Origin of the sequence: Pedobacter sp. N23S346 (genome assembly GCF_048515415.1) — a bacterium.
Taxonomy (GTDB): domain Bacteria; phylum Bacteroidota; class Bacteroidia; order Sphingobacteriales; family Sphingobacteriaceae; genus Pedobacter.
Map to the genome: position 1 here is coordinate 63,067 of NZ_JBLYEE010000009.1, position 20,778 is coordinate 83,844.

Genomic DNA, 20,778 nt, shown 5'->3' on the forward strand with positions numbered 1-20,778 from the left:
ATGGTTAATGCAATTTGCCCGGGCTTGATACCTGATACTAAATACTTGATACTAACAATATGGATAACAGAGTAAAAAAAGCGCTGGTCGCATCATTAAATAAATACGCTGAAGTTGCGGCGATTAATGTTGAAGGTTTCGAAACGGAATTACTGGTAGCATTCGAACTTGATACCAACTTTTTAAATAAAGCGACAGCATTTGATGCCGTTTTCGATTCGCATCCAAAATTTGAAGAATTACGCGAAGTATTTTTCGATTTGCTGATGGTTAACTTCTTTAGCAGTGATGTGCAGAAGCTGGAAGAAGATTATTTAGAAAGCGATGAATGGGCGAATATCGAAGAAGAAACCATTGATAGGGGAACAGAGTTGCTAAACCTTTTACTTTACATTAAAGAATGCAAAGATGAAGACATCGACCCTGAATTGGGCGATTTCCTTAAAGAATTTTTACTTGTAGAAGATGATGAGTTTCAGGATGAATTTGAAATCTACGAAGAAATGATCAGCAACCAACAATTGGCTGAGGGCAGTGTAGAAGAGATCTGCAACACCGCACCAACTTTGAACATTAGTGAAGAAATGCAGGATTTATTTGTTCCTTTTATGGTGTTTTTCCTTGATGTAGAAGGTAATACAACCACAACTGAAGAAATAATTCAATTTAGCAGTAACAAATCGTTCGATTCTGCGACTTATATATTAATCACAACAATTAATAGCTAAACTAAACATTCTTTATCATGGACAAAAGTGCTCAAATTTCCCAGTTATCCCTCAAGTATGGTTTCATATTAGCCGCTGTTTCAGTGGTGATCTCTCTGACCATGCATTTCATCAATCCGGTTTTGGTTTATACTAATGTAATGGCCTCAATTGGTGTTTTTGTTGTATTTATTGCTCTTTTGGTCGTTTCAGGTATCAACATTCGTAAGGAAATTGGTGGTTTTTGGACATTCGGAGAAGCATTTAAGGCTTTTCTAATCATTTCATTAATTTTGGCAATTACAGCCACACTTTACAATTTCATATTGATGAAGTTTATTGATCCTGATCTTCCGGCGAAAGCAGCAGCAGCGATTGAAGATGCGCAAAGAGCGATGATGGCTAAATTTGGCCTTGGTAATGATGAAATTGATGAAGCGATGGCTAAAGCAGGTAATATGCAGGAAAAACTGGAGCCAAGTTTCAAAAATACTTTCACCAGTTTTGGTGTTTCAATTGCATCTTATGGTGTAATCTCATTAATCCTGGCCGCGATCTTAAAAAAGAAACCACCGGTTACTTTTAATACTTTCCCAACAGAAGCCTAATTCATTTTATAACATTTAGAACATGCAGGTTTTATCATTTAATTTGATAAAATTTGCATGTTTTGTTTTAAGTCAAAAATCTAAATGCCAAACTTATACATCATTTCAGGTTGTAACGGAGCTGGTAAAACCACAGCTTCTTTCACAGTTCTGCCCGAAATGCTGAATTGTAGAGAGTTTGTGAATCAATTTTTCATTTTTTTCTGACCAGGGAAAGATCGTTAAAGTAGCAGCGAAGGACATAAAATTATAATACAGATCAAAATTTTTGAACGTGCAGGTTTTGTCATTTAATTTGATGAAATTTGCACGTTTTGTTTTAAAAGAGTTTGTAGAAAGATTCCAATCTTGATACTTAATACTCAATCCTTGATACTAATAAATGGATATATCAGTTGTAGTACCCTTATTCAATGAAGATGAATCTTTGCCAGAATTAACGGCATGGATTGATAAAGTGATGATAGACAATCAATTCAGTTACGAAATTGTGCTGGTTGATGATGGAAGTACAGATAAATCCTGGGAAGTAATAGAATTATTAAGGTTACAAAACCCGGCCATAAAAGGGATAAAATTCAGGAGAAATTATGGTAAATCTGCTGCTTTAAACGTGGGTTTTGAAGCCACTCAGGGCGATGTTATCATCACCATGGATGCCGATCTGCAAGATAGTCCGGATGAAATTCCAGAACTCTATCGCAGAATAAAGGAAGAAAAACTAGACCTGATCTCCGGCTGGAAGAAAAAAAGATACGACCCCATTACTAAAACTATTCCTACAAAATTATTTAACGCTGCCACCCGTAAAATGAGTGGAATAGAATTGAATGACTTTAACTGCGGTTTAAAAGCTTACAGAAGCGACGTCATTAAAACCATCGAAGTTTATGGCGAAATGCACCGTTACATTCCCGTAATTGCAAAATGGGCTGGTTTTAACAAGATTGCAGAACAGGTAGTAGAACACAGGGCCCGTAAATATGGTACTACTAAATTCGGTTTCAGCAGGTTTATAAATGGATTTTTAGATTTACTTTCTATTTTCTTTGTCGGCAAATTTGGTAAACGGCCAATGCACTTCTTTGGTTCGTTGGGTGTGTTGAGTTTCTTCCTGGGGATTATCATGTCACTTTATACCTTAATCGAAAAGCAATACTTAATCTGGAATGGTTTAGCCTATCGTGATGTAACCCAGCAACCACTTTTCTATTTATCGTTAGTGGCTATTGTTGTAGGATCGCAAATGTTCCTGGCTGGTTTTATCGCCGAGCTTTTATCAAGAAATGCACCAGAAAGAAATCAATACTTAATCGAAAAAGAACTTAAATAAGCTTAAAGACTAAAGCTTAAAGCAAAAAGTGCTTTGGTCTTTAGTCTTTCCGCTTTCAGCTCCAAGACATGTTTTTCTCCATCATCATTCCGCTTTATAATCGTCCGCAAGAAATTGATGAGCTTTTGTATACCCTAACCAAGCAAACTTATACACAGTTTGAGGTGCTGGTGATTGAAGATGGTTCTGTTCAAGATGCAAAGGCTATTGTAGCTAATTATGCTGATCAGCTAGATATCAAGTATTATTTTAAGGAAAACGCCGGACAAGGTTTCGCCCGGAATTATGCCTTTGAACGAGCCAGTGGTGATTATTTCATCATTTTTGATTCTGATATCCTGGTGCCTGCCGATTATCTGGAAATCGTAAGAAATTATCTTCATGAACATCAACTGGATGCCTACGGTGGTCCGGATGCTGCGCATGAAAGTTTTACGCCGGTTCAAAAAGCGATCAGCTATGCCATGACTTCCCCATTCACTACCGGTGGTATTCGTGGGAATAAAAAACACGTTGGTCAGTTTCATCCACGAAGCTTTAATATGGGGGTTTCCCGCCAGGCCTGGGAAAAGGTAGGAGGGTTTATATTAACCCGTTTAGGTGAAGATATTGAATATAGTATCCGGATTCATGAAAATGGCTTTAAAATAGGCCTAATCCCGGAGGCCAAGGTTTATCACAAGCGGAGAACTAGCTTTAGTCAGTTTTACAAGCAGCTACATTTCTTCGGCAGGGCCAGAATTAATATTTACAAACATTTTCCAAAGGAACTGAAACTGGTTCACTTTTTCCCTGCCATCGCTACTGTGGGCATGATGGTAACGTTACTCATGAATTTTATCTATCCGCCTTTGGCTTATATTTTAGATTTCATGGTGTTATTATATTTTATGTTGATATTTTTTCATTCCTGGTTTATAAATAAATCGTTTAAAGTTGCATTTTTGAGTATTATATCTTCGTTCATCCAATTAACCGCTTATGGTTTAGGGTTTATACAGGATTTATTTAAAAGAGTGGTTTTTAGTAAGAAATAGGGAAGAGGAAAATATGGAATAAAAATTAGGAAGAAGGGAATAGCTGGTGGGAAACAGAAGGCAAGAAACCGAAAGTTGAACACCGTGCAACGAACTAAAAAACAAAACAACTAACGAACTGATAAACTAAAATGATCAACTATCTAAAAGAAAGTACATTTGCGGTTAATGATGTGATCCGTAAGGCATGGAGCATCATGACGAAACATTATTTTTCGATTGCTACGCTGTGCTTTCTGATGTTTATCACGGCGAGCGCATCCAGTCTGATGGCTTTCTTTATTAAGGATGTAAGTCGGGTTTTAAGTTTTTTTATGGTGATTATTTTCATCATGCTGTACTTTACGATCAACCTTTCCTTGTTTAAATATATTTTTCATCTTATTGATAATGAGGATGAAGATGTTACCATTGTTGGTACATTGCCAACGAGACAACAAATCATTCGATTTTTAATTGCCACACTGTATTTTATTGGCTGTATTTTATTTATTGGCCTCATTTTGTTTCCGGTTTTATATGTGCTTGATCCGGTTTTGCGGTACCTGGTTAGGATTGGCTGGGTAGAAAGTTTTCAAGCCACAGGGATCATTATTACGCAGATTGCAGTGGGAATTGGTATTCTTGCTTTATTTATCACCTGGTTAAGGATTTCATTTTTCCCTTTCTTTATTATCGATAAAAACGTTGCCCCATTCGAATCTATTAAACTTAGTTTGGCCATCACCAAAGGGAATTTTACTAAAATTTTGTTGCTGTTACTGGTTTTGGGTGGTGGATACCTGATCTATTTATTATTTAACTTTTTGCATTGGCCATTTGTGGCTTTTGTTGTCAATATTTTGAGTTCATTTATTATCGTTCCATTATCGAGCGTAGCCTTAACAGTGGCTTATCGTAAAATTGCAAGTGAATATAAGGGCGATGAACATCCTGATATTTTGCATAACATCGTATAATCCCCCCAACCCCCTGAAGGGGGAGCTTAAAACCCAAAGTAAAATTAATGGCTATAGATAAAAACGATAGAAAAGCAAAGCCCCCTTCAGGGGGTTGGGGGCTTAAGGCAGCATTAAGTAAACCCTTTGCAGCATTTGCAGTTTGGCAAATTAACAAGTGGAAAAAAAATGCCGTTGCCACCCAAGATAAGATTCTTCGACAACTTATAGATCAGGCGAAAAATACCGCTTTTGGTAAAGATCATCGGTTTGCTGAAATTACCAATTACAGTGATTTTAAGAAGAATGTTCCCGTTCAGGATTATGAAGGATTAAAGCCTTACGTAGATCGGGTGGTTGGTGGTGAGGCTGATGTGCTTTGGAAAGGTAAACCGCTTTATTTTGCCAAAACATCTGGTACCACCTCTGGCGTAAAATACATTCCGCTTTCTAAAGAATCTATGCCAGAGCACATTAAAGCTGCCAGAAATGCTATTTTAACTTATATCAACGAAACGGGGAAGGCTGATTTTGTAAACGGGAAAATGATTTTCTTACAGGGAAGTCCGGTTTTGAGTGTTAAAAATGGCATTAATGTAGGTCGTTTATCTGGTATCGTTGCCCATCATGTACCGGCATATTTGCAGAAAAATCGTTTGCCATCTTATGAAACCAACATTATCGAAGACTGGGAGGAAAAGGTCGATGCCATAGTTGGCGAAACCATTCAAGAAGACATGACGCTGATCTCTGGAATTCCACCCTGGGTACAAATGTATTTCGATAAGCTTTCTGAAAAAACAAACGGGAAAAAAATTGGAGAGATTTTCAAAAATTTTAGTCTTTTCATTTATGGTGGTGTGAACTTCGAGCCTTATCGGGCTAAGATTGAACAAAGCATCGGCAGGAAAATAGATTCCATCGAAACTTATCCGGCCTCTGAGGGTTTTATCGCTTACCAAGACTCTCAGCAAGATAAAGGTTTGTTGTTATTGGCTGATGCAGGGATATTTTATGAGTTCATTCCGGCAGATGAATACCATAATGACAATCCTACGAGACTATCATTAGGAGAAATAAATCTGGATGTTAATTATGCACTGGTTTTAAATACTAATGCAGGTTTGTGGGGCTACAGCATTGGTGATACAGTAAAATTTGTTTCCAAAAATCCATACAAAATTGTGGTGACCGGACGGATTAAACATTTCATCTCTGCATTTGGCGAGCATGTGATTGGTGAAGAGGTAGAGCAGGCCTTGTTAAGTGTTGCGAATGAGGAAAAGGTAGAAATTACAGAATTTACGGTTGCGCCTCAGGTAAATCCAGAAGAGCATCAGCTGCCTTATCATGAGTGGTTTATAGAGTTTTCTACTGCACCGAAAGATTTGGTTGCTTTTAGTAAAAAGGTAGATGAGGCTTTGCAGAAGAAAAATATTTATTACTTTGATTTAATTGAAGGTAACATCCTTCAGCCATTAATTATACGTACGTTGCAAAAAGATGCTTTTGTAAATTACATGAAAAGTGAAGGGAAATTGGGCGGACAGAATAAAGTACCCAGGTTGAGTAATGATAGGAAGTTGGTGGATGGGTTGGAGAAATATATTGTTTAATCTCCATCGTCATTGCAAGGAGGTACGACGCGGCAATCTCATTTGAACTTTCGTCCTGGCCGGACGGGCCTTTTTCTTTTTGATGTCAAAAAGAAACAAAAAACACCGGCTGAAAATTTTTGTTTTGAAGTTTCTGCCTGGGCTTAATTTGTGCATGCCCAAAAATTTGTTAGGCCGGAATTAAGTAGAACGGGGAAACATTACTCAGGCCAAGTTACGTGGAAATGCCACACTAAAATTTAGGTTGTTCAAAAAAAGCAACAAGAATAAAAAGAAGAAAATTTGAAAAACATAACCATATTAGGTTCTACAGGAAGCATCGGTACGCAGGCACTTGAAGTGGTGCGGGATAATCCATCGATTTTTAAGGTTTCTGTATTATCTGCATTAAAAAATTCAGAGTTATTGATTCAGCAAGCAAAGGAGTTTAAGCCTGAAGTGGTCGTCATTTGCGATGAGAGTCAGTATCTATATGTTAAAGATCAATTATCGTCTTTAAACATTCAGGTTTTAGCCGGCGAAGAGGCTTTAAGTGAAGTGGCTGCCTATCCTAAAAGCGATATGGTGCTAACGGCATTAATGGGTTCGGTGGGCTTAAAGCCTACCATAGCTGCGATTAAAGCCGGGAAAAACATCGCCTTAGCGAATAAAGAAACGTTAGTGGTTGCGGGAGAATATATCACCGCTTTAGCTGCAGCGCATCAGGTAAAAATTCTTCCTGTCGATTCGGAGCATTCGGCAATCTTTCAATGTCTGGTAGGAGAGGAGCAAAATGCGATTGAAAAAATTTACCTCACCGCATCCGGCGGACCATTTCTTGGTAAAGGAAAAGACTTTCTCTCCACAGTAAAAAAAGAGCAGGCTTTGAAACATCCCAATTGGGTAATGGGGGCTAAAATCACCATCGATTCTGCTAGTTTAATGAACAAGGGCCTGGAGGTAATTGAGGCAAAATGGCTGTTCAACCTTGAGGTAGATCAAATCGATGTGATCGTTCATCCGCAGTCGATTATTCATTCGATTGTGCAATTTACTGATGGATCTATGAAAGCGCAGATGGGTGTTCCGGATATGAAATTGCCCATTCAGTATGCCATAAATTATCCCGACAGGCTAAAAAACAATTTCAAGCGTTTTAATTTTCTGGATTATCCGAATTTTAGTTTCCAGCAGGCTGATGTGGAAACGTTTAAAAATCTGGATTTAGCTTTTAAAGCGTTGAAAAAAGGCGGGAACATGCCCTGCATTTTAAATGCGGCGAATGAAATTGTGGTGGAGGCATTTTTAAAGGATAAAATTGGTTTCCTGCAAATGAGTGATGTTATTGAACAATGCATGGCAGAAATTAACTTCATTGAAAAACCACAATTAACCGATTATTTAGAAACTGACAAACATAGCCGTATCTTAGCCGGCGAATTGGTAACAAAAAGTAAAGTTTAACATCTAAAATAAAAATATTTAGTATAGCGTATGAATGGATTGATTATGGCGGGGCAGCTGCTGCTCGGATTGTCTTTATTGGTAATATTACACGAATTAGGGCATTTTCTGGCAGCCAGGGCATTTGGTATTAAAGTTGAAAAGTTTTATTTATTTTTTGATGCCTGGGGTTTTAAACTCTTTAGTTTCAAAAAAGGTGATGTGGAGTATGGCGTTGGATGGTTACCACTTGGTGGCTACGTTAAAATTGCCGGGATGATTGATGAAAGTATGGATACCGAGCAAATGGCTCAACCTGCTCAGCCCTGGGAATTTCGCTCAAAACCGGCCTGGCAACGTTTAATCGTTATGCTTGGTGGTATTATTGTTAATGTTATAGTGGGTATTTTCATATTCTGGATGCTTACTTTTAATGTTGGTAAAAGCTATACTGTAAATGAAAAATTGACTGATGGAATTTCTGTAGGCACGCTTGGTAAAGAAATCGGGTTAAAAAACGGGGATAGAATCCTGGCAATCAATGGAAGTAAATTAATCCGTTTTGAAGATGCCATTTCGAGCAAGGTATTGTTTGATGGCGCACAATTGACCATTTTAAGAGGCAGTCAGACTTTATATGTTTCCGTTCCGGATACGATTTTAAATAAGTTATCAAAGAACGATAAAGAGAATTTTATTAGTCCACGTTACCGCATGGCCAGCGTGGCTACGGTGCTTGCGCCAGATGAAAAAGCTGATCAGCAATCTTTTCTGGATCGTATTTTTGGACGTAAATTCGTGAAACCAGTTTATCCGGCTTATTCGGCAGGGATTAAAGCTGGTGATAGTATTTTGGCTGTAAACGGAAAGCCGGTAACTTTCTTTGATCAGTTTAAAGACATGGTTTCTGCTAACAAAAACAAGCAGATTTCCATTCAGGCTTTGCGTAAAGGCAAACCAGTTGATTTCAATATGAAAGTGGGACCAGAAGGAACTATTGGTATTTCACCTAATTTTATCTTTCCTGAAACGGCACATGTGGATTACGGTTTCGCAGAATCATTACCGATAGGGGCAGGTATGGCCTGGAGTACATTTGTAGATAATGCGAAGGGTATTGGTAAAATGATTACCGGTAAATTGAGTGCCAGGAATATCAGCAGTCCGATTGGGATTGCAAAAGTTTACGGCAGCACTTTCGATTGGGTTAAATTCTGGACTTTAACTGGTTTAATTTCGATGGCATTGGCTTTTATGAATTTATTACCAATCCCTGGCTTAGATGGAGGGCATGTAGTGTTTTTATTAATCGAGATGGTGCAACGGAAGCCAGTGAGTGAGAAGGTGTTGGAGAAGGCTCAGATTGTAGGCTTCGTGATCTTAATTTGTTTAATGGTGTTTGCTTTCGGTAATGATATTTTAAAATCTTTCGGTAAGTAAAATCAATTTTATATTATTGCCGCAGCTGTGCAGATTTGAACAATCGATCTGAACAGCTGCGGCTTTTTAATTTAATACCCACCATGAGCGAAGCACCAAAGCAACCAGATTATTTTGAGTTTTACGAATTGCCTGTTCAATTTAATCCGGATCAAAATATAATAAAAGCCAAATTCTATGCTTTTAGTAAAAAGTTTCACCCTGATTTTTATGCCAACGAGAGCGATGAAAAGCAACAGGAAGTACTGGAATTATCTACGCTGAACAATAAAGCCTATCAAACGTTAAGCAATGCGAAGAGGCGATTGAAATACGTATTAGAACTGAAAGGCATTGTGGCTACTGATGAGGGTTACCAGCTGCCTCAATCCTTCCTGATGGAAATGATGGATGTAAATGAGGCTTTGATGGATCTGGAATTCGAACCTGATGCCACTAAATTGGCCGAGGTTAAAAAAGATATAGACCTTGTTGAAAAACAGCTGGAAGATGAATTAAATCATTTGGTTGAGGCCTTTGATCGTAATCCGGATGATTCTGAAAAGTTTTTGCCTGCTATAAAAGATATTTTTTATCGTCAAAAATACACCGCCAGAATCCGTGAACGCTTATCAAAGTGATCAAGTGTGGATAAGAAATCATATTTCCAGCTTTCAGCTCATGCTTAGTGATTACCTCATCGTTGGATAGACGATATCGGCCAGTTATCGTTTAGATCTACAGGCAAACTTAAGTTATATACAAGGTAAGTGTGGCGAGAAGATGGCCTTGAGGTGGAGTAAAGGTGGGGTGAAGGCGGGGTAAAGAAATCGATTTTTTAAGTCCGGGATCTAACAGTACCTTAAATATAGGGAGAATAATTAAATTACCTTCTATAACCTGAACGTTCGATTAATAATATGTCTTAGGATATTATTTAAACATATTATTGCTATTAGTTAACCCCTATCCGCCTATCGGCACCTTTCCCCTGAAAGGGAAAGGCTTTGAAAAATATTTATCGAAGCTATAGGCGAGGTGTTTTAATCGCTTCGAAATCTCATCATTATCACCGCTGCGATATGCAATTCCTACCGATTTATCTGGAGGTGCCCGCAAGGCGGGGTTATTAATTTGTCCTGGCCAGACGGGCTTTTTTCTTTTGGCATCAAAAGAAACAAAACCGAGCATTTCTGCGAGCTCATTAACACAGAAAAAAAACAATAAATAACACATTAATAACTGTCGGCTTAAAATTTTTGTTTTAAAGTTAGTGGTTTGGCTTTGATAAGCTATCCCCAAAAATTTGTTAGGCCGATTTGAGCGGAACGAAGATGCAATACTTAGGCTTAGCCAGGCGAAAATACAAATAGTAAAAAGTCTCATTATCAATTAATTGAAAATAACGTCAATGGTAGGCGTGGTTGCAGACCGGGTTTTTAAATCAATTAATAGTTATCGAATTCAGGTTTCTATAATAATGGGTAGTGTTTACCTTTCTTCTTTTAGCTGTTCTACAACAACACCCAATTGTCAAATCATTTTTTAGTATTCGCTGAAGCATCTGTTTTACACTATTTTCGGAAAAAAATCAGATTCATGAGTTCACTATCCGTTTTTCGAAAAGTTGCTGTGGCAGAAGGGATTTCCTATTTGCTTTTGTTATTCGTAGCCATGCCTTTAAAATACTGGGCTGATCTTCCCTTATATGTGAAGTATACCGGATGGGCGCATGGGTCATTATTTGTGCTGTATGGTGCTACTTTGATTATGGCCTGGCAGGAACAAAAATGGAAATTCGGGAAAGCGGTCTTGATTTTTCTTGCTTCATTACTGCCTTTCGCACCTTTTATCGTGGATCGCAAACTAAAAGATGAAAGACCAGAAGCTGTAAATAACAGTTTGTAAGCGGGTTATAAAATATTTCAAATCAAAGTGAAAATATTTTTGTGATTTCCGCTTTCGTTTTCTACATTTGCATCCCGTCCAACACATGCCCGGATGGCGGAATTGGTAGACGCGCTGGTCTCAAACACCTGTGGGAAACCGTGCCGGTTCGACTCCGGCTCCGGGTACTAACCGGGCTCAAGCCCAAATTGACTAAGGACTGCTCGTCAAAAAGCAGTCCTTTTTCTTTGATTTTCAGTAAGTTATCAAGAAATGTCGGGTTGATGAAAGCGGTTCTAAATGACCCTTTACCCCATGTCAGGTTATCTTTGAACACAACTCTAATCAATGTTTGCTTATATCGGAGCGCTCAGTGATCAGTATGGATTTAACCAAAAGGGAAAGCAGCATTGCATATCCTGTTGCTATTAAACATTGTAATTGGGAGCATTTGGCCTACAATACCAAGATGATCACAAAAGAGATATTCAAAGAATTAAACCTCGAACAGAATCCCGAGCTTTAGATTATAATTTAGGATTTGCGAAGTTTTGTCTTGTGTCAGGATATAAATAGGTTAATGATCAGAGCCTTTAACTTGAATATATTTAGGAGTATGTAAAAATAAGTGTTAATAGTTGGCTTGATACAATAATTGGCTGTTTCAGACGTATTATGATAGAGAGCGTTAATTTAGATGGCGGTAAACAGTCGGTATGATTGTTTACCGCTTTTTTTATAAATTGTTTTTGGCAATCTCCCGAAAAACATCTTTTGGATTTTGAGATTTTATGGATGACATCTGCAACTTAAAGTAGTTTTATAGGTTTGCTGAATGGGCAATGAGTTACTAATCAATATGATATTTATATTTTTTTGTTAATTTAGCAATTGTAATTATCGTCCATCCTTAATGTTGTTTCTATGAGAACGTTGAAATTGACACCTGTTTTAAATGCCATATTTTTAACCCTTATTGTCTCTGCCTGCTCATCTTCAGGCCGATTAAAGGAAGATATTTCTGGAAAATATGCTTCTACTGGTGAAAATGAGTATGATTATTTTAAAGACACCATGGAAGTTAAGTCTACCGATGAAGGTAAATTTGATATTCAAGTAATTGCTACCTGGTCTGCTGCAAAAAGGGATGATCCTGAACGGCCAAATAAAAATAAAAAGGCAGGGCTATGGAACAATTATGGAGCGGATGAAATAGAGGTAGCCACATTACAGGCCAGTGACACTACACTAAGGATTACCGAACCGATGACAGGTAAAGTAAGGATATTTAAAGTTGATACGGATAAAAAGACAATTACTCAAATCTCAGCCGATGGAACCAGGCACGTATACACTAAAATCACTCATTGATTTTAAAAGATAAAAAAGAATAGAGATAAACTTAAAAACGCAGATTATTTTGGGTTTGAAAAGATTCTGCACTGCTTCTCTTTCCCGATAGTCCCGCTTTTCAATCGGGTTTATTTTATTTTGTGCTGTATTTTATAGGTCTCTTTCATAGCAGATTCCAGAGGCTAATTGCTTTAAGTAGATATTATAGCAAAAGAAAATGCCCCTTCATCAAAAGAATGCAAGGGGCATTTTTGATCCAACCTTAAGTGCTTTTTATGTTCATTTAAGAGGATTAAACTTACTTAATTAAGGTGTACGGCCTGATCGTCAGCTTTAACGGCAAGACCAATAACATATTGAACCAAGAAAGAATCAACTAAAGAAAGCGCATAGTCACGGTCTATTGGCAACATATCTGAGCTTAGTAACTCTTTGTCAATAAAGTGTTCCGCATCCCACAAAGAACGGGTCAATTCCGGGTGTTCAGGTTCGATATGTTCAATGATTCGCTCAAATGCGTTGTCTGCTGCCGTAATAAATTCTTTTCGGTCATCCTTATTAAGAGGGAGCGAGGAGATTTTTGCGATGGGTTTGCTCTCCAGGCGATCAATCTGTTTCTTTTCAATGATCGGTTCTTCGCTCGGTAATAGTCGATAGTCCTCATAATAAATGTCCTGTTCTCCTTCCAGAAAAATCCGGATAAAGATCTCTAATCTGAATTCATCATCAATTGTTTTGTTACCAGTTTCTACGCCTAAGATATAATCCTGCCAATCTCGTACACTGACCCTATCCATGTTATCATATAATAATTTTGATAATTCCAACCTGGATGGCGATGCTTTTGACATCTCTGTCCATTTAGTAAATCCTCCTAATTTCGCAATGATGTGCTGTGCATTCATCAGCGTGAAATTATCTTCATCAATACTGAAGTCAGATACGAGTGTGCCAAAATCAAAATATTTTGGTTCGTATTTATACATGTTGCGGCCTAATTTAGACTCGAAAACGGACGTTTGGGTTTTGTAATCTTTAAAAAGATTTTTTGCTTGGAGTTTGAAGTACTCAACTGTTTTCATAATACATTCCTTATTCACCAACTTTATTATCCAGAATTTTGCGTTCGTAATCTTGGTTGGATAATAAGCAGGTAGGTTTGCATTATTAAACTATTGGCTGATGAAATCTTTGCACGAACGGGCATGCTTGCCATAAGCATACACAATTATAGATAAAAAAAATATTAATGTCAATACTTGGTCGTGTGTGTATCTAGGTAAATGGGGTCTTCTTCAATTTTGATGAAACCTCCAAATTTTAATCAGCTAGAACATGTTCGCACAGTTTTTACGTGGCCTTTTCAAGAATCATGTCAGCTTCTAATTAATGAATATCAATTCTTTCACAAAAGTGACGAACAACCGAAATACTGGTCACTATTGCCGAAATACCCAATCTACAATTTACTCGTGTTATTTAAAAAAGTTATCTTTACATCAGTCATTTCTTTCCCTAGTTTATTGCTAACTAAATAATATTAACGCTTGAAAAAACCTATAAAAACCAAAGTACTTACGCTTGAAGAATTGGCTAAAGTCAGTATTACGAAAAAGACTTTTCAGTTCGGTAGATCGGATTTTAATTATGACTATAAAAAATTGGTGAAGCTTGGGAATCTGGATGAACAGCCGGACTTAGTTCTTATCATTCCTACAGAAGAGTTCATCAGTGTTTTTTTTAAGGCCATTTCTTCACAGTTGAACTTCAAGCTTAACAAAGATTTTGCGGCCAGCCTGGAATTTATCCAGCAGGTTGAAAAATATTATAGAGAAAATAACAGAGTCGTTATTGGTATTACAGAGCAAATTAATTCTTTATTAAAATACCTGTTGGTAAAGTCTGCCCTTGAACATGCCAGCAATTTCGAAGATGTCATCCCAATGTTCGAATCTCAGGATAAGGTATTCTTACTTCACCAATTTAATCAAGTGTTGTTCGAAAATCTCCCGGTTTTAGATTTACCTGTTAAACATGTAATTAAGTTAAGTACATTTTTGATTCCAAAAATGGAATCCAATGTTTATTATAATGCCAGCATAAGTCAAATTGGGATTGGCATTACACAACATAGCGGATTACAAGAAACTATCGCTGATGAGTATTTAAACTACTGCCTTTCTGAACCAGGCATCCCGACTTTGATTTTCGCTGCGGTAATTGCAGGGAAATACCATGTGACCGGTAACAATCCTCAGTTCCTGCAAGTTATTCTTAAAGATGAAAAAACCCATCTGTCTATCGTTACAGCGGTTTCCGCATTTAAAATCCGGGACGAAAAACAGGCATTGGAAATTATAGATCTTATTGAATTAATAAATCCTCAAACCGACGAGCTATTGATGGGCATGCCGCTTTTTTACGTAAGGCTCATTGGGAATAGCAACCTATCGGGAACTACCGTTATTAATAAGTCATTTTCTGCATTGCAGGATTTGATTCTCCAACCAAATATAGCGTTAAAGCAATTGTTGCTTCATAACCTGAGAATGATTGATAGTCATGATGTTGAAATTAGTCAGCTGATCCTTTCAATAGGAACGGAAGTCACAAATAAAGTTCTGCATGACGGCATCAGCAATGCCTTAGCTGGCCGAAACAAGCCAAAGTGCTTTTTTGATTTTGTAAAAGCTCATGCCTCCTATGGAGCGAAATTTCCTGTTAGTGCTTTTGATTACCCTATCCATCAATTTTTAGATGAAACGCCCGAGGAGTTTTCCATGGAATTGATTGCGTTGCTAATACATGATGACGGACCGATCAGACTGACTGCAGGTCAGATCTTGAAATCTGTGAATCACTCACGACTTCAGTTCAATTTTGCAATAGATTTGCTCACATTGCCACCGATGTACCAGTACAAACTTTGGGTGTCGGTTCTCCACATGGACTTAGATATTGAACGCGCACTTCCAATCGTGTTGCCAATAAGAAAAAGCAGTTCAAAATTTGTAGCTGATGTATTTAAGCTAAAGCTGGAATATGAAATTGAAAACTATGGCATTCCTATCATTGACATTCTTGAAAAATATGCAGACCACAGTGATCCCGATGATCAGGCGCTGATTGTGAGATTAAAAGAAAAAAACGAGCAGATAACTGAAATGATGAGACAAAAATCAGCTATCAAAGAGTTGAATCCATATTACACTCAATCTAAACTCATGAAGGAATTCGACGAAATATGGAGGGCTAAATTTAATAGCTCTATTCAGAAAAGTGTAGATAAGGGTAGTATTATCAGTCAACTAGCTACAACCGTAATACTTGCTAAAGGCGGAGGTTGGAAGCAGGAAGATAAGGTAAACAGCCAGATAGGCCAGCTTTCAAAAATTGGCGCAAGTATGGTGTTTCCGAGGCAACACTCCATATCGCCGAATAAATATGATTATGAAATGCGAACATGGTATATAGAAGACTGGACGAAAGATTTTAAACGATGGGAAGCAACAATATTATTGTAAGGGAATACCTTGAAAATTTGAAAGAGGACGGGGAACTTGACGCCCTGTTTCCGATATTAATTAACCTGATGGGCTTTCGTATTGTGGCAACAGCAAAAGAGGCAAAAGGGCAATCTCAGTATGGAAAAGACATTATCGCCATCGGTAAAGACGAACAAGGAATCAAGCATCGCTATTATTTTGAGTTAAAAGGACATGCTGATAAAGATATAACGGACAAAAACTACTCTTCAAAAGACGGCGTTCGTGAATCAATAATAGAGGCGAAGGATACGGCCTTCAATGACAGTTCTATTCCAGCTTTTAATTCTTTACCGATCAAAATCGTTTTTGTCCATAATGGGATAATGAAGACAAACATCAGGCCTACCTTTGAAGGATTCATAGCCAGGGAGTTCAAAGATGGGGAATTTGAAAGGTGGGATATTTTTTATCTAACAGATCTGTTTAGTCAATATTTGTTTAATGAAAACCTGTTGACGGATGAACAGAGCCTCCGGCTGTTTAAGAGAACGCTCATACTTCTAGATGCGCCTGAAAATGACTTCAACGACTTTAGAACGCTGTTTGATTTGCAAATAGAAAAAATTGGTGAAACAAAAAAAGGAAGATCGTTTCATAAATTCTTTGCGACTCAGATTCTTTTAGGAAACGTAATCCTCCATTATAGCATCGAAAATGGGAATTTAGAACCCGCTAAACAGTGCCTCACCTATCTTTTGTTGAAAACATGGTCGTGGGTGTTGTTGAATAAGCTGGAAACTAAACCTTCTGTAACTAGGGAATTTAGAAAACTTGTCTCATTACACTATAAAATGCTGGACAATTATTTCGTGACCACTTTTCCTGTAGCATCTACTGAAAATGGACTTTACTCAGAGCGAGGCGGATTTTTTGAGGAGGCAGGTTTTCCACTGAGAAGTTTTGAATATCTTAATTATTTTATTTATTACTGTCAGGCTAGGCAATACTACCCACGATTTTTACCTACAGTTTCAGCCGCAAAACGGACAATATTACTGAGCAAGCAAAAGGCTGCTTTAAAGCTATTGATTGAGAATAATGATGGTTGCTACAGGGCAGTAATGGACTATCATTCTATCACTGTGCTTAATGTCTTTCGATTTGTTTTAGATCAACATGATGAAGACGACATGCGGTTCGTAGCCGACTATTTAGTGAGCTTATTTGACAATATAGTCATTACTCAAATGATAGCTGATCGCTTTCCTTTGCTTTCCCAGGATCCTTCTTTGTTAATCAAAGCCATGGCTAGTGGTAAGAAAGAGGGGTACGAAGATCGGAGTTCGCTACTCATTATGATTTTATTTGAACTGGCAACTGTTTTAACAGGTGAATTTATCTATGACAGCTACAAACCAGGCTTCGAAGGGAAAATCAATTTACAAACCGCATATCCTAATTTTAAAGCATATGACATTGAGCAATTGCTATTTGAGAAGCATTTTGATCAAGAGTTCTATGTTGAGACGAATCTCAGTTTGAAAAGTTCCTTTAAAGACTTTAGGGAATGGATGTGTACAAAGCCTATTGAGAAGATCAACTATAGGACAGACAAAGCTGGATTTAGCTATTTGAGAACACTTGCTCACATTTATTATAAGAATGAATTTTTCCCTGATTTCTGGAGGATTATGCTCGTACCAAATAAAAGAGAAGATAAGGGAAATGGTGCGGAAGGAACAATTGAGTAATTTTTTGTAGGGCATTACTATGTAAGCCATTAATTTAAATTAGTATGAAAGACAAACATTGTAAAAAGCCCGGATGTGAGAATATAGCCATTTCTTTTAGTGATTTTTGTGGTATGCATTCTAGTAATAGAGCCATAAGGATAAAGCTAAAGGAGCATAAGCTTGCAGAGTTTAAGGACGTAAAATTATCAGGCTTAAATCTAAAGGAGTTGACCTTTGAAGATAAAGTGTTCACCAGGCTGCGGCTGGATTCCAGTGAACTGGGGTTAATTAAGTTTACACGTTGTACTTTTGATCTGCCGGATTTTATCCATCTAACTTTTAACACCTGTTTTTTTGTCGACTGCACTTTCACTGGCTTTGAAGCTAATGATGTATCATGGATGGGCTGTACATTTTCGGGCTGTAGCTTTAAGGAAGGGCAATTCACTCAATGTCCATTCGACGACACTAACCTAAAATTATGTGTATTTGAAACTACCGAATTTAACGGACATTCTTTCTTCGATATTAAGGAATTCGCCATGTGTTCATTCGAGCTTTGCCTGTTTCTACAGGTGAATTTTCTCCGTGTTGATATGTATGGTTGCAAAATAGACAATTGTAACCTTAATAAATCCTCCTTGTATGATTCAGTATTTGAAAAATGCGAGTTCAGTAATTGCTCAAATGATTTTAGGCAGATGGGTCCACCTATGCTCTGTCATTTTATTGAAACAACGTTTGAAAACTTTTACTTGCCGCGTTCGACATCGAAATGGAATAATTTCAAATTTACACGTAAAAGATTTTACCGCCGGATAGTTAAGATGATTATGGATTCAGGCAGCAATGGGGAAGATAGTTTATCAGAATTAACATTGGCATTAAAGCGCCTGGACAAGCTGAGGTATCGACCGTCATTATCTTTTAATCAAACCATTAATGATTTTTTTGCAGGTTTACTTAAAGAGAATGGCGCCAGCGGGAATTATCAGGCCGCAGGTGATGTACTTAACGAATACGGGAAAGTACCCGAGCGATATCGAGGCAGATCGTCATTCCTTCTTCCTCCTCCAACACAATTGAAGACAACCGCATTACGCAACGGCCCTGCCCGATTGATCCTGAAAGTCAAACTTAACACCTGGCATTTAAATAAAATAAGTGATTTCTTAGGCAAGCTGTCCAGACTGGAAAAATTTCTACCAGCAGGTCAGCCTTTGGTTTTGCGTACCTTAGAACATGGTAGCTTAGTGGCAGAGGCTTATGGAGACCTTAAGCAGTTGTTAGCAGCGGGTAGGCTATTAGATGTGGATAAACTGGAGGCCGAGCTGGCGAAGTTAGGATCGGCAATTGAAAAAGAAAGTCTAGATATTGAAAAGCAGAAAATTGAACTGGAGTACTTTCGCGAAGAAAAGGAATTAGATCTTGCAGTGAAACGCCAGCAGTATGCAATGGATCGCATGATATTGCTAAACCAAAAGCTTGATATGCTGGAAAGATTAGAGCGGAGATTGGGCATCGATTATAGTAGCTATGCAAATTCACCAGAAGGACGCATGGCTTTGGCACTTGCTGAAGAAATCAAGGCCGAATTCCCAATCCTTAACCTTAGAATTGAACAGGATGAATCAGATTTTGAATCGCGCTAAATATTATGATAGAAGAAAATTTAAACAAGATACCGCCATGGATGAAGCGGATGCACAACGGAAGCCTAGCTGAGGCAAGGGCCCGGGCGTTTTTATTGGATAGATTCTGGATATTAGAAAGATCGATAGATATTGATGGTGCCGATTTTATTATTCAAAGAAGACTAAACCAGGCAAACTTGCTAGATAGAGAAGGTCCAAGGTTTGGGGTTGTACAGGTAAAATACTTTGCTTCTTCCAAAACTGAGCAACGTATCCATCAGGATTATATCGTTGATAAGGAGGGCTTACCCAGGAAGGAATTTTTTATTCTTTGCCATAGTGGAGATGAGCGCTCCAATGAGCATTATTTTCTGACTGCAGAAACTCTGCATGAGGATTTTAAGCTACGAAAGACCAAAAATGGTATGCAGTATGTTATTCCGGGCCGGAAAATTTTGAGTAATCTTAAATATAAGATAATTCATCCTACAATTGTACTAGACCGTATGGAGCAATTGCTGAAACTTGCTGACTTCACCAGTAACCGGAAATTCGTCTCATGGAGCCTGCCCTCCGTGGAGGCACCCATCGACGATATAGAGGGGGATTATAAAGAACCAATTCCAAATTGGGGAATGCCTGTGCCAGAAGGATTTCAAAGTCTAAAACAGTCGGTGCATGCTTCGCTACTGCAGATTTCCAAGGTGTATGACCAACTAAAAGAAATCACTCGTACCTCAGATCCGATGAAGGCAGTCCAGATCATGGATGAACTAAAAAGCAGCTGTTATCACCATGGATGGGCAATCCCTTTACCAGAAGAACTTGGTAATCCCGATTTCGAAAATGCTTGTAGGAATGTTAAACAGCAAGTGGATAGGCTCAAATCAGATGGGTTGCTGGATGTATTTCTAGGGCTCAAGGGACATTTCAAAAAACAGATTATTGAGTTTTTATCTGGAAAAGATCTATTAGATGAATCACTTGTCCATTGGTTTTCTTTTAATACGGACGAGACTTTCCAGATAAAAGATATCCGACACTGCTTGGAGCACTTTAATGATTTTATTGGAAGTCATCAAAAATTGGTTGCTCCTGATTTTAAAGGAACCCAAGATTTGATCCTGATCAGTCCGGGTAAGTTTTTGGCTTTTTGGAGGCCAGCGATTCTATTAAAGGAGTACACAGGGGAAAACAAGCTAGCTAAGTATTTTAAGCAAAGTTCATCCAATCTTGAAGAGCTTTGCCTGAAAGAAATATTAGACGAAAGATATTACATCCGCAATTATAGTGATGGAACGCGTAGCTAATGAAAAAAGATGCATTGGTTTAGCTATATCTAGGGTTGTGAGAATCAATTCCGACTTATTTTCTTATAAACTAATTTTGATCAACCAAGCTTAAGGTGACCCTAGGTATATTTCATAATTATAGCCATACCGCTTATTCTTTCCCCGATGGCAGAAGCTTTCGTTCAGACGGTTTTAAAAAGGTTGTTGTACAAGATGCAGCAATTAAGGCCACCGAATGTGGTGGCCCCGTCTTTGATGCGAATGGCCAGTTCGTTGGTATTTATATTGGCCAGCATAGCCGCACCTCAACA

General features: G+C 38.0%; 17 protein-coding genes and 1 tRNA gene. 16 read left to right on the top strand and 2 right to left on the bottom strand.

What is annotated here, in order from left to right; translation table 11 throughout:
• Positions 1 to 59 precede the first annotated feature (59 nt).
• The 9 genes from ACN1CD_RS16040 (at position 60) to hscB (ending at position 9,721) form a co-directional block, all read left to right on the top strand.
• Positions 60 to 728, top strand: coding sequence for a hypothetical protein (locus tag ACN1CD_RS16040; RefSeq protein WP_419131401.1), 669 nt, complete (start codon positions 60 to 62; stop codon positions 726 to 728).
• A gap of 17 nt (positions 729 to 745) precedes the next feature.
• Positions 746 to 1,315: a DUF4199 domain-containing protein gene (locus ACN1CD_RS16045; protein ID WP_419131402.1), complete on the top strand. Its 570-nt coding sequence runs from the start codon at positions 746 to 748 to the stop codon at positions 1,313 to 1,315.
• 382 nt (positions 1,316 to 1,697) lie between these two features.
• Complete coding sequence (locus ACN1CD_RS16050) at positions 1,698 to 2,648, top strand: glycosyltransferase family 2 protein (RefSeq protein WP_419131403.1); 951 nt, start codon at positions 1,698 to 1,700, stop codon at positions 2,646 to 2,648.
• A gap of 68 nt (positions 2,649 to 2,716) precedes the next feature.
• Entirely contained in the window at positions 2,717 to 3,685 is a 969-nt protein-coding gene (locus ACN1CD_RS16055) for a glycosyltransferase (RefSeq protein ID WP_419131404.1), read from the top strand.
• Positions 3,686 to 3,816: 131 nt separating this feature from the next.
• The gene (locus ACN1CD_RS16060; RefSeq protein ID WP_419131405.1) at positions 3,817 to 4,644 is read left to right on the top strand and encodes a hypothetical protein; all 828 of its coding nucleotides are present in this window, start codon (positions 3,817 to 3,819) and stop codon (positions 4,642 to 4,644) included.
• A 47-nt stretch (positions 4,645 to 4,691) separates the two neighbouring features.
• Complete coding sequence (locus tag ACN1CD_RS16065) at positions 4,692 to 6,239, top strand: GH3 auxin-responsive promoter family protein (protein ID WP_419131406.1); 1,548 nt, start codon at positions 4,692 to 4,694, stop codon at positions 6,237 to 6,239.
• 282 nt (positions 6,240 to 6,521) lie between these two features.
• Entirely contained in the window at positions 6,522 to 7,682 is a 1,161-nt protein-coding gene (locus ACN1CD_RS16070) for a 1-deoxy-D-xylulose-5-phosphate reductoisomerase (RefSeq protein WP_419131407.1), read from the top strand.
• 30 nt (positions 7,683 to 7,712) lie between these two features.
• On the top strand, positions 7,713 to 9,101 hold the full coding sequence (rseP, locus tag ACN1CD_RS16075; protein WP_419131408.1) for an RIP metalloprotease RseP: 1,389 nt from the start codon (positions 7,713 to 7,715) through the stop codon (positions 9,099 to 9,101).
• An 83-nt stretch (positions 9,102 to 9,184) separates the two neighbouring features.
• Positions 9,185 to 9,721: a Fe-S protein assembly co-chaperone HscB gene (gene hscB, locus ACN1CD_RS16080; RefSeq protein ID WP_419131409.1), complete on the top strand. Its 537-nt coding sequence runs from the start codon at positions 9,185 to 9,187 to the stop codon at positions 9,719 to 9,721.
• Positions 9,722 to 10,046: 325 nt separating this feature from the next.
• Here hscB and ACN1CD_RS16085 read toward each other — a convergent pair whose 3' ends face one another.
• Positions 10,047 to 10,466: a hypothetical protein gene (locus tag ACN1CD_RS16085; protein ID WP_419131410.1), complete on the bottom strand. Its 420-nt coding sequence runs from the start codon at positions 10,464 to 10,466 to the stop codon at positions 10,047 to 10,049.
• 213 nt (positions 10,467 to 10,679) lie between these two features.
• Here ACN1CD_RS16085 and ACN1CD_RS16090 point away from each other — a divergent pair, with 213 nt between their 5' ends.
• The 3 genes from ACN1CD_RS16090 to ACN1CD_RS16100 all read left to right on the top strand — a co-directional run bounded on the left by ACN1CD_RS16090 (position 10,680) and on the right by ACN1CD_RS16100 (position 12,338).
• Entirely contained in the window at positions 10,680 to 10,988 is a 309-nt protein-coding gene (locus tag ACN1CD_RS16090; protein ID WP_419131411.1) for a DUF3817 domain-containing protein, read from the top strand.
• A gap of 87 nt (positions 10,989 to 11,075) precedes the next feature.
• Positions 11,076 to 11,155: transfer RNA gene (locus ACN1CD_RS16095), tRNA-Leu, on the top strand.
• 736 nt (positions 11,156 to 11,891) lie between these two features.
• A complete protein-coding gene (locus tag ACN1CD_RS16100) occupies positions 11,892 to 12,338 on the top strand; it encodes a hypothetical protein (protein ID WP_419131412.1) in 447 nt (148 codons plus the stop codon).
• Between the two features lie 284 nt (positions 12,339 to 12,622).
• Here the strand turns inward: ACN1CD_RS16100 and ACN1CD_RS16105 are convergent, their stop codons facing one another.
• Positions 12,623 to 13,306 (bottom strand): hypothetical protein, encoded by a 684-nt coding sequence (locus ACN1CD_RS16105; protein WP_419131413.1) that lies wholly within the window; start codon positions 13,304 to 13,306, stop codon positions 12,623 to 12,625.
• Between the two features lie 561 nt (positions 13,307 to 13,867).
• Here ACN1CD_RS16105 and ACN1CD_RS16110 point away from each other — a divergent pair.
• Genes ACN1CD_RS16110 through ACN1CD_RS16125 form a run of 4 tightly spaced genes read left to right on the top strand, consistent with a single transcriptional unit; the run spans position 13,868 to position 20,485 of the window.
• Positions 13,868 to 15,844, top strand: a complete 1,977-nt coding sequence (locus ACN1CD_RS16110; protein ID WP_419131414.1) for a hypothetical protein — start codon at positions 13,868 to 13,870, stop codon at positions 15,842 to 15,844.
• On the top strand, positions 15,820 to 17,559 hold the full coding sequence (locus ACN1CD_RS16115; RefSeq protein WP_419131415.1) for a hypothetical protein: 1,740 nt from the start codon (positions 15,820 to 15,822) through the stop codon (positions 17,557 to 17,559). Before ACN1CD_RS16110 ends, ACN1CD_RS16115 begins: the two co-directional genes overlap by 25 nt.
• A gap of 44 nt (positions 17,560 to 17,603) precedes the next feature.
• A complete protein-coding gene (locus tag ACN1CD_RS16120) occupies positions 17,604 to 19,193 on the top strand; it encodes a pentapeptide repeat-containing protein (protein ID WP_419131416.1) in 1,590 nt (529 codons plus the stop codon).
• A gap of 5 nt (positions 19,194 to 19,198) precedes the next feature.
• Positions 19,199 to 20,485, top strand: coding sequence for a hypothetical protein (locus tag ACN1CD_RS16125; protein ID WP_419131417.1), 1,287 nt, complete (start codon positions 19,199 to 19,201; stop codon positions 20,483 to 20,485).
• The last annotated feature ends 293 nt before the right edge of the window (positions 20,486 to 20,778 follow it).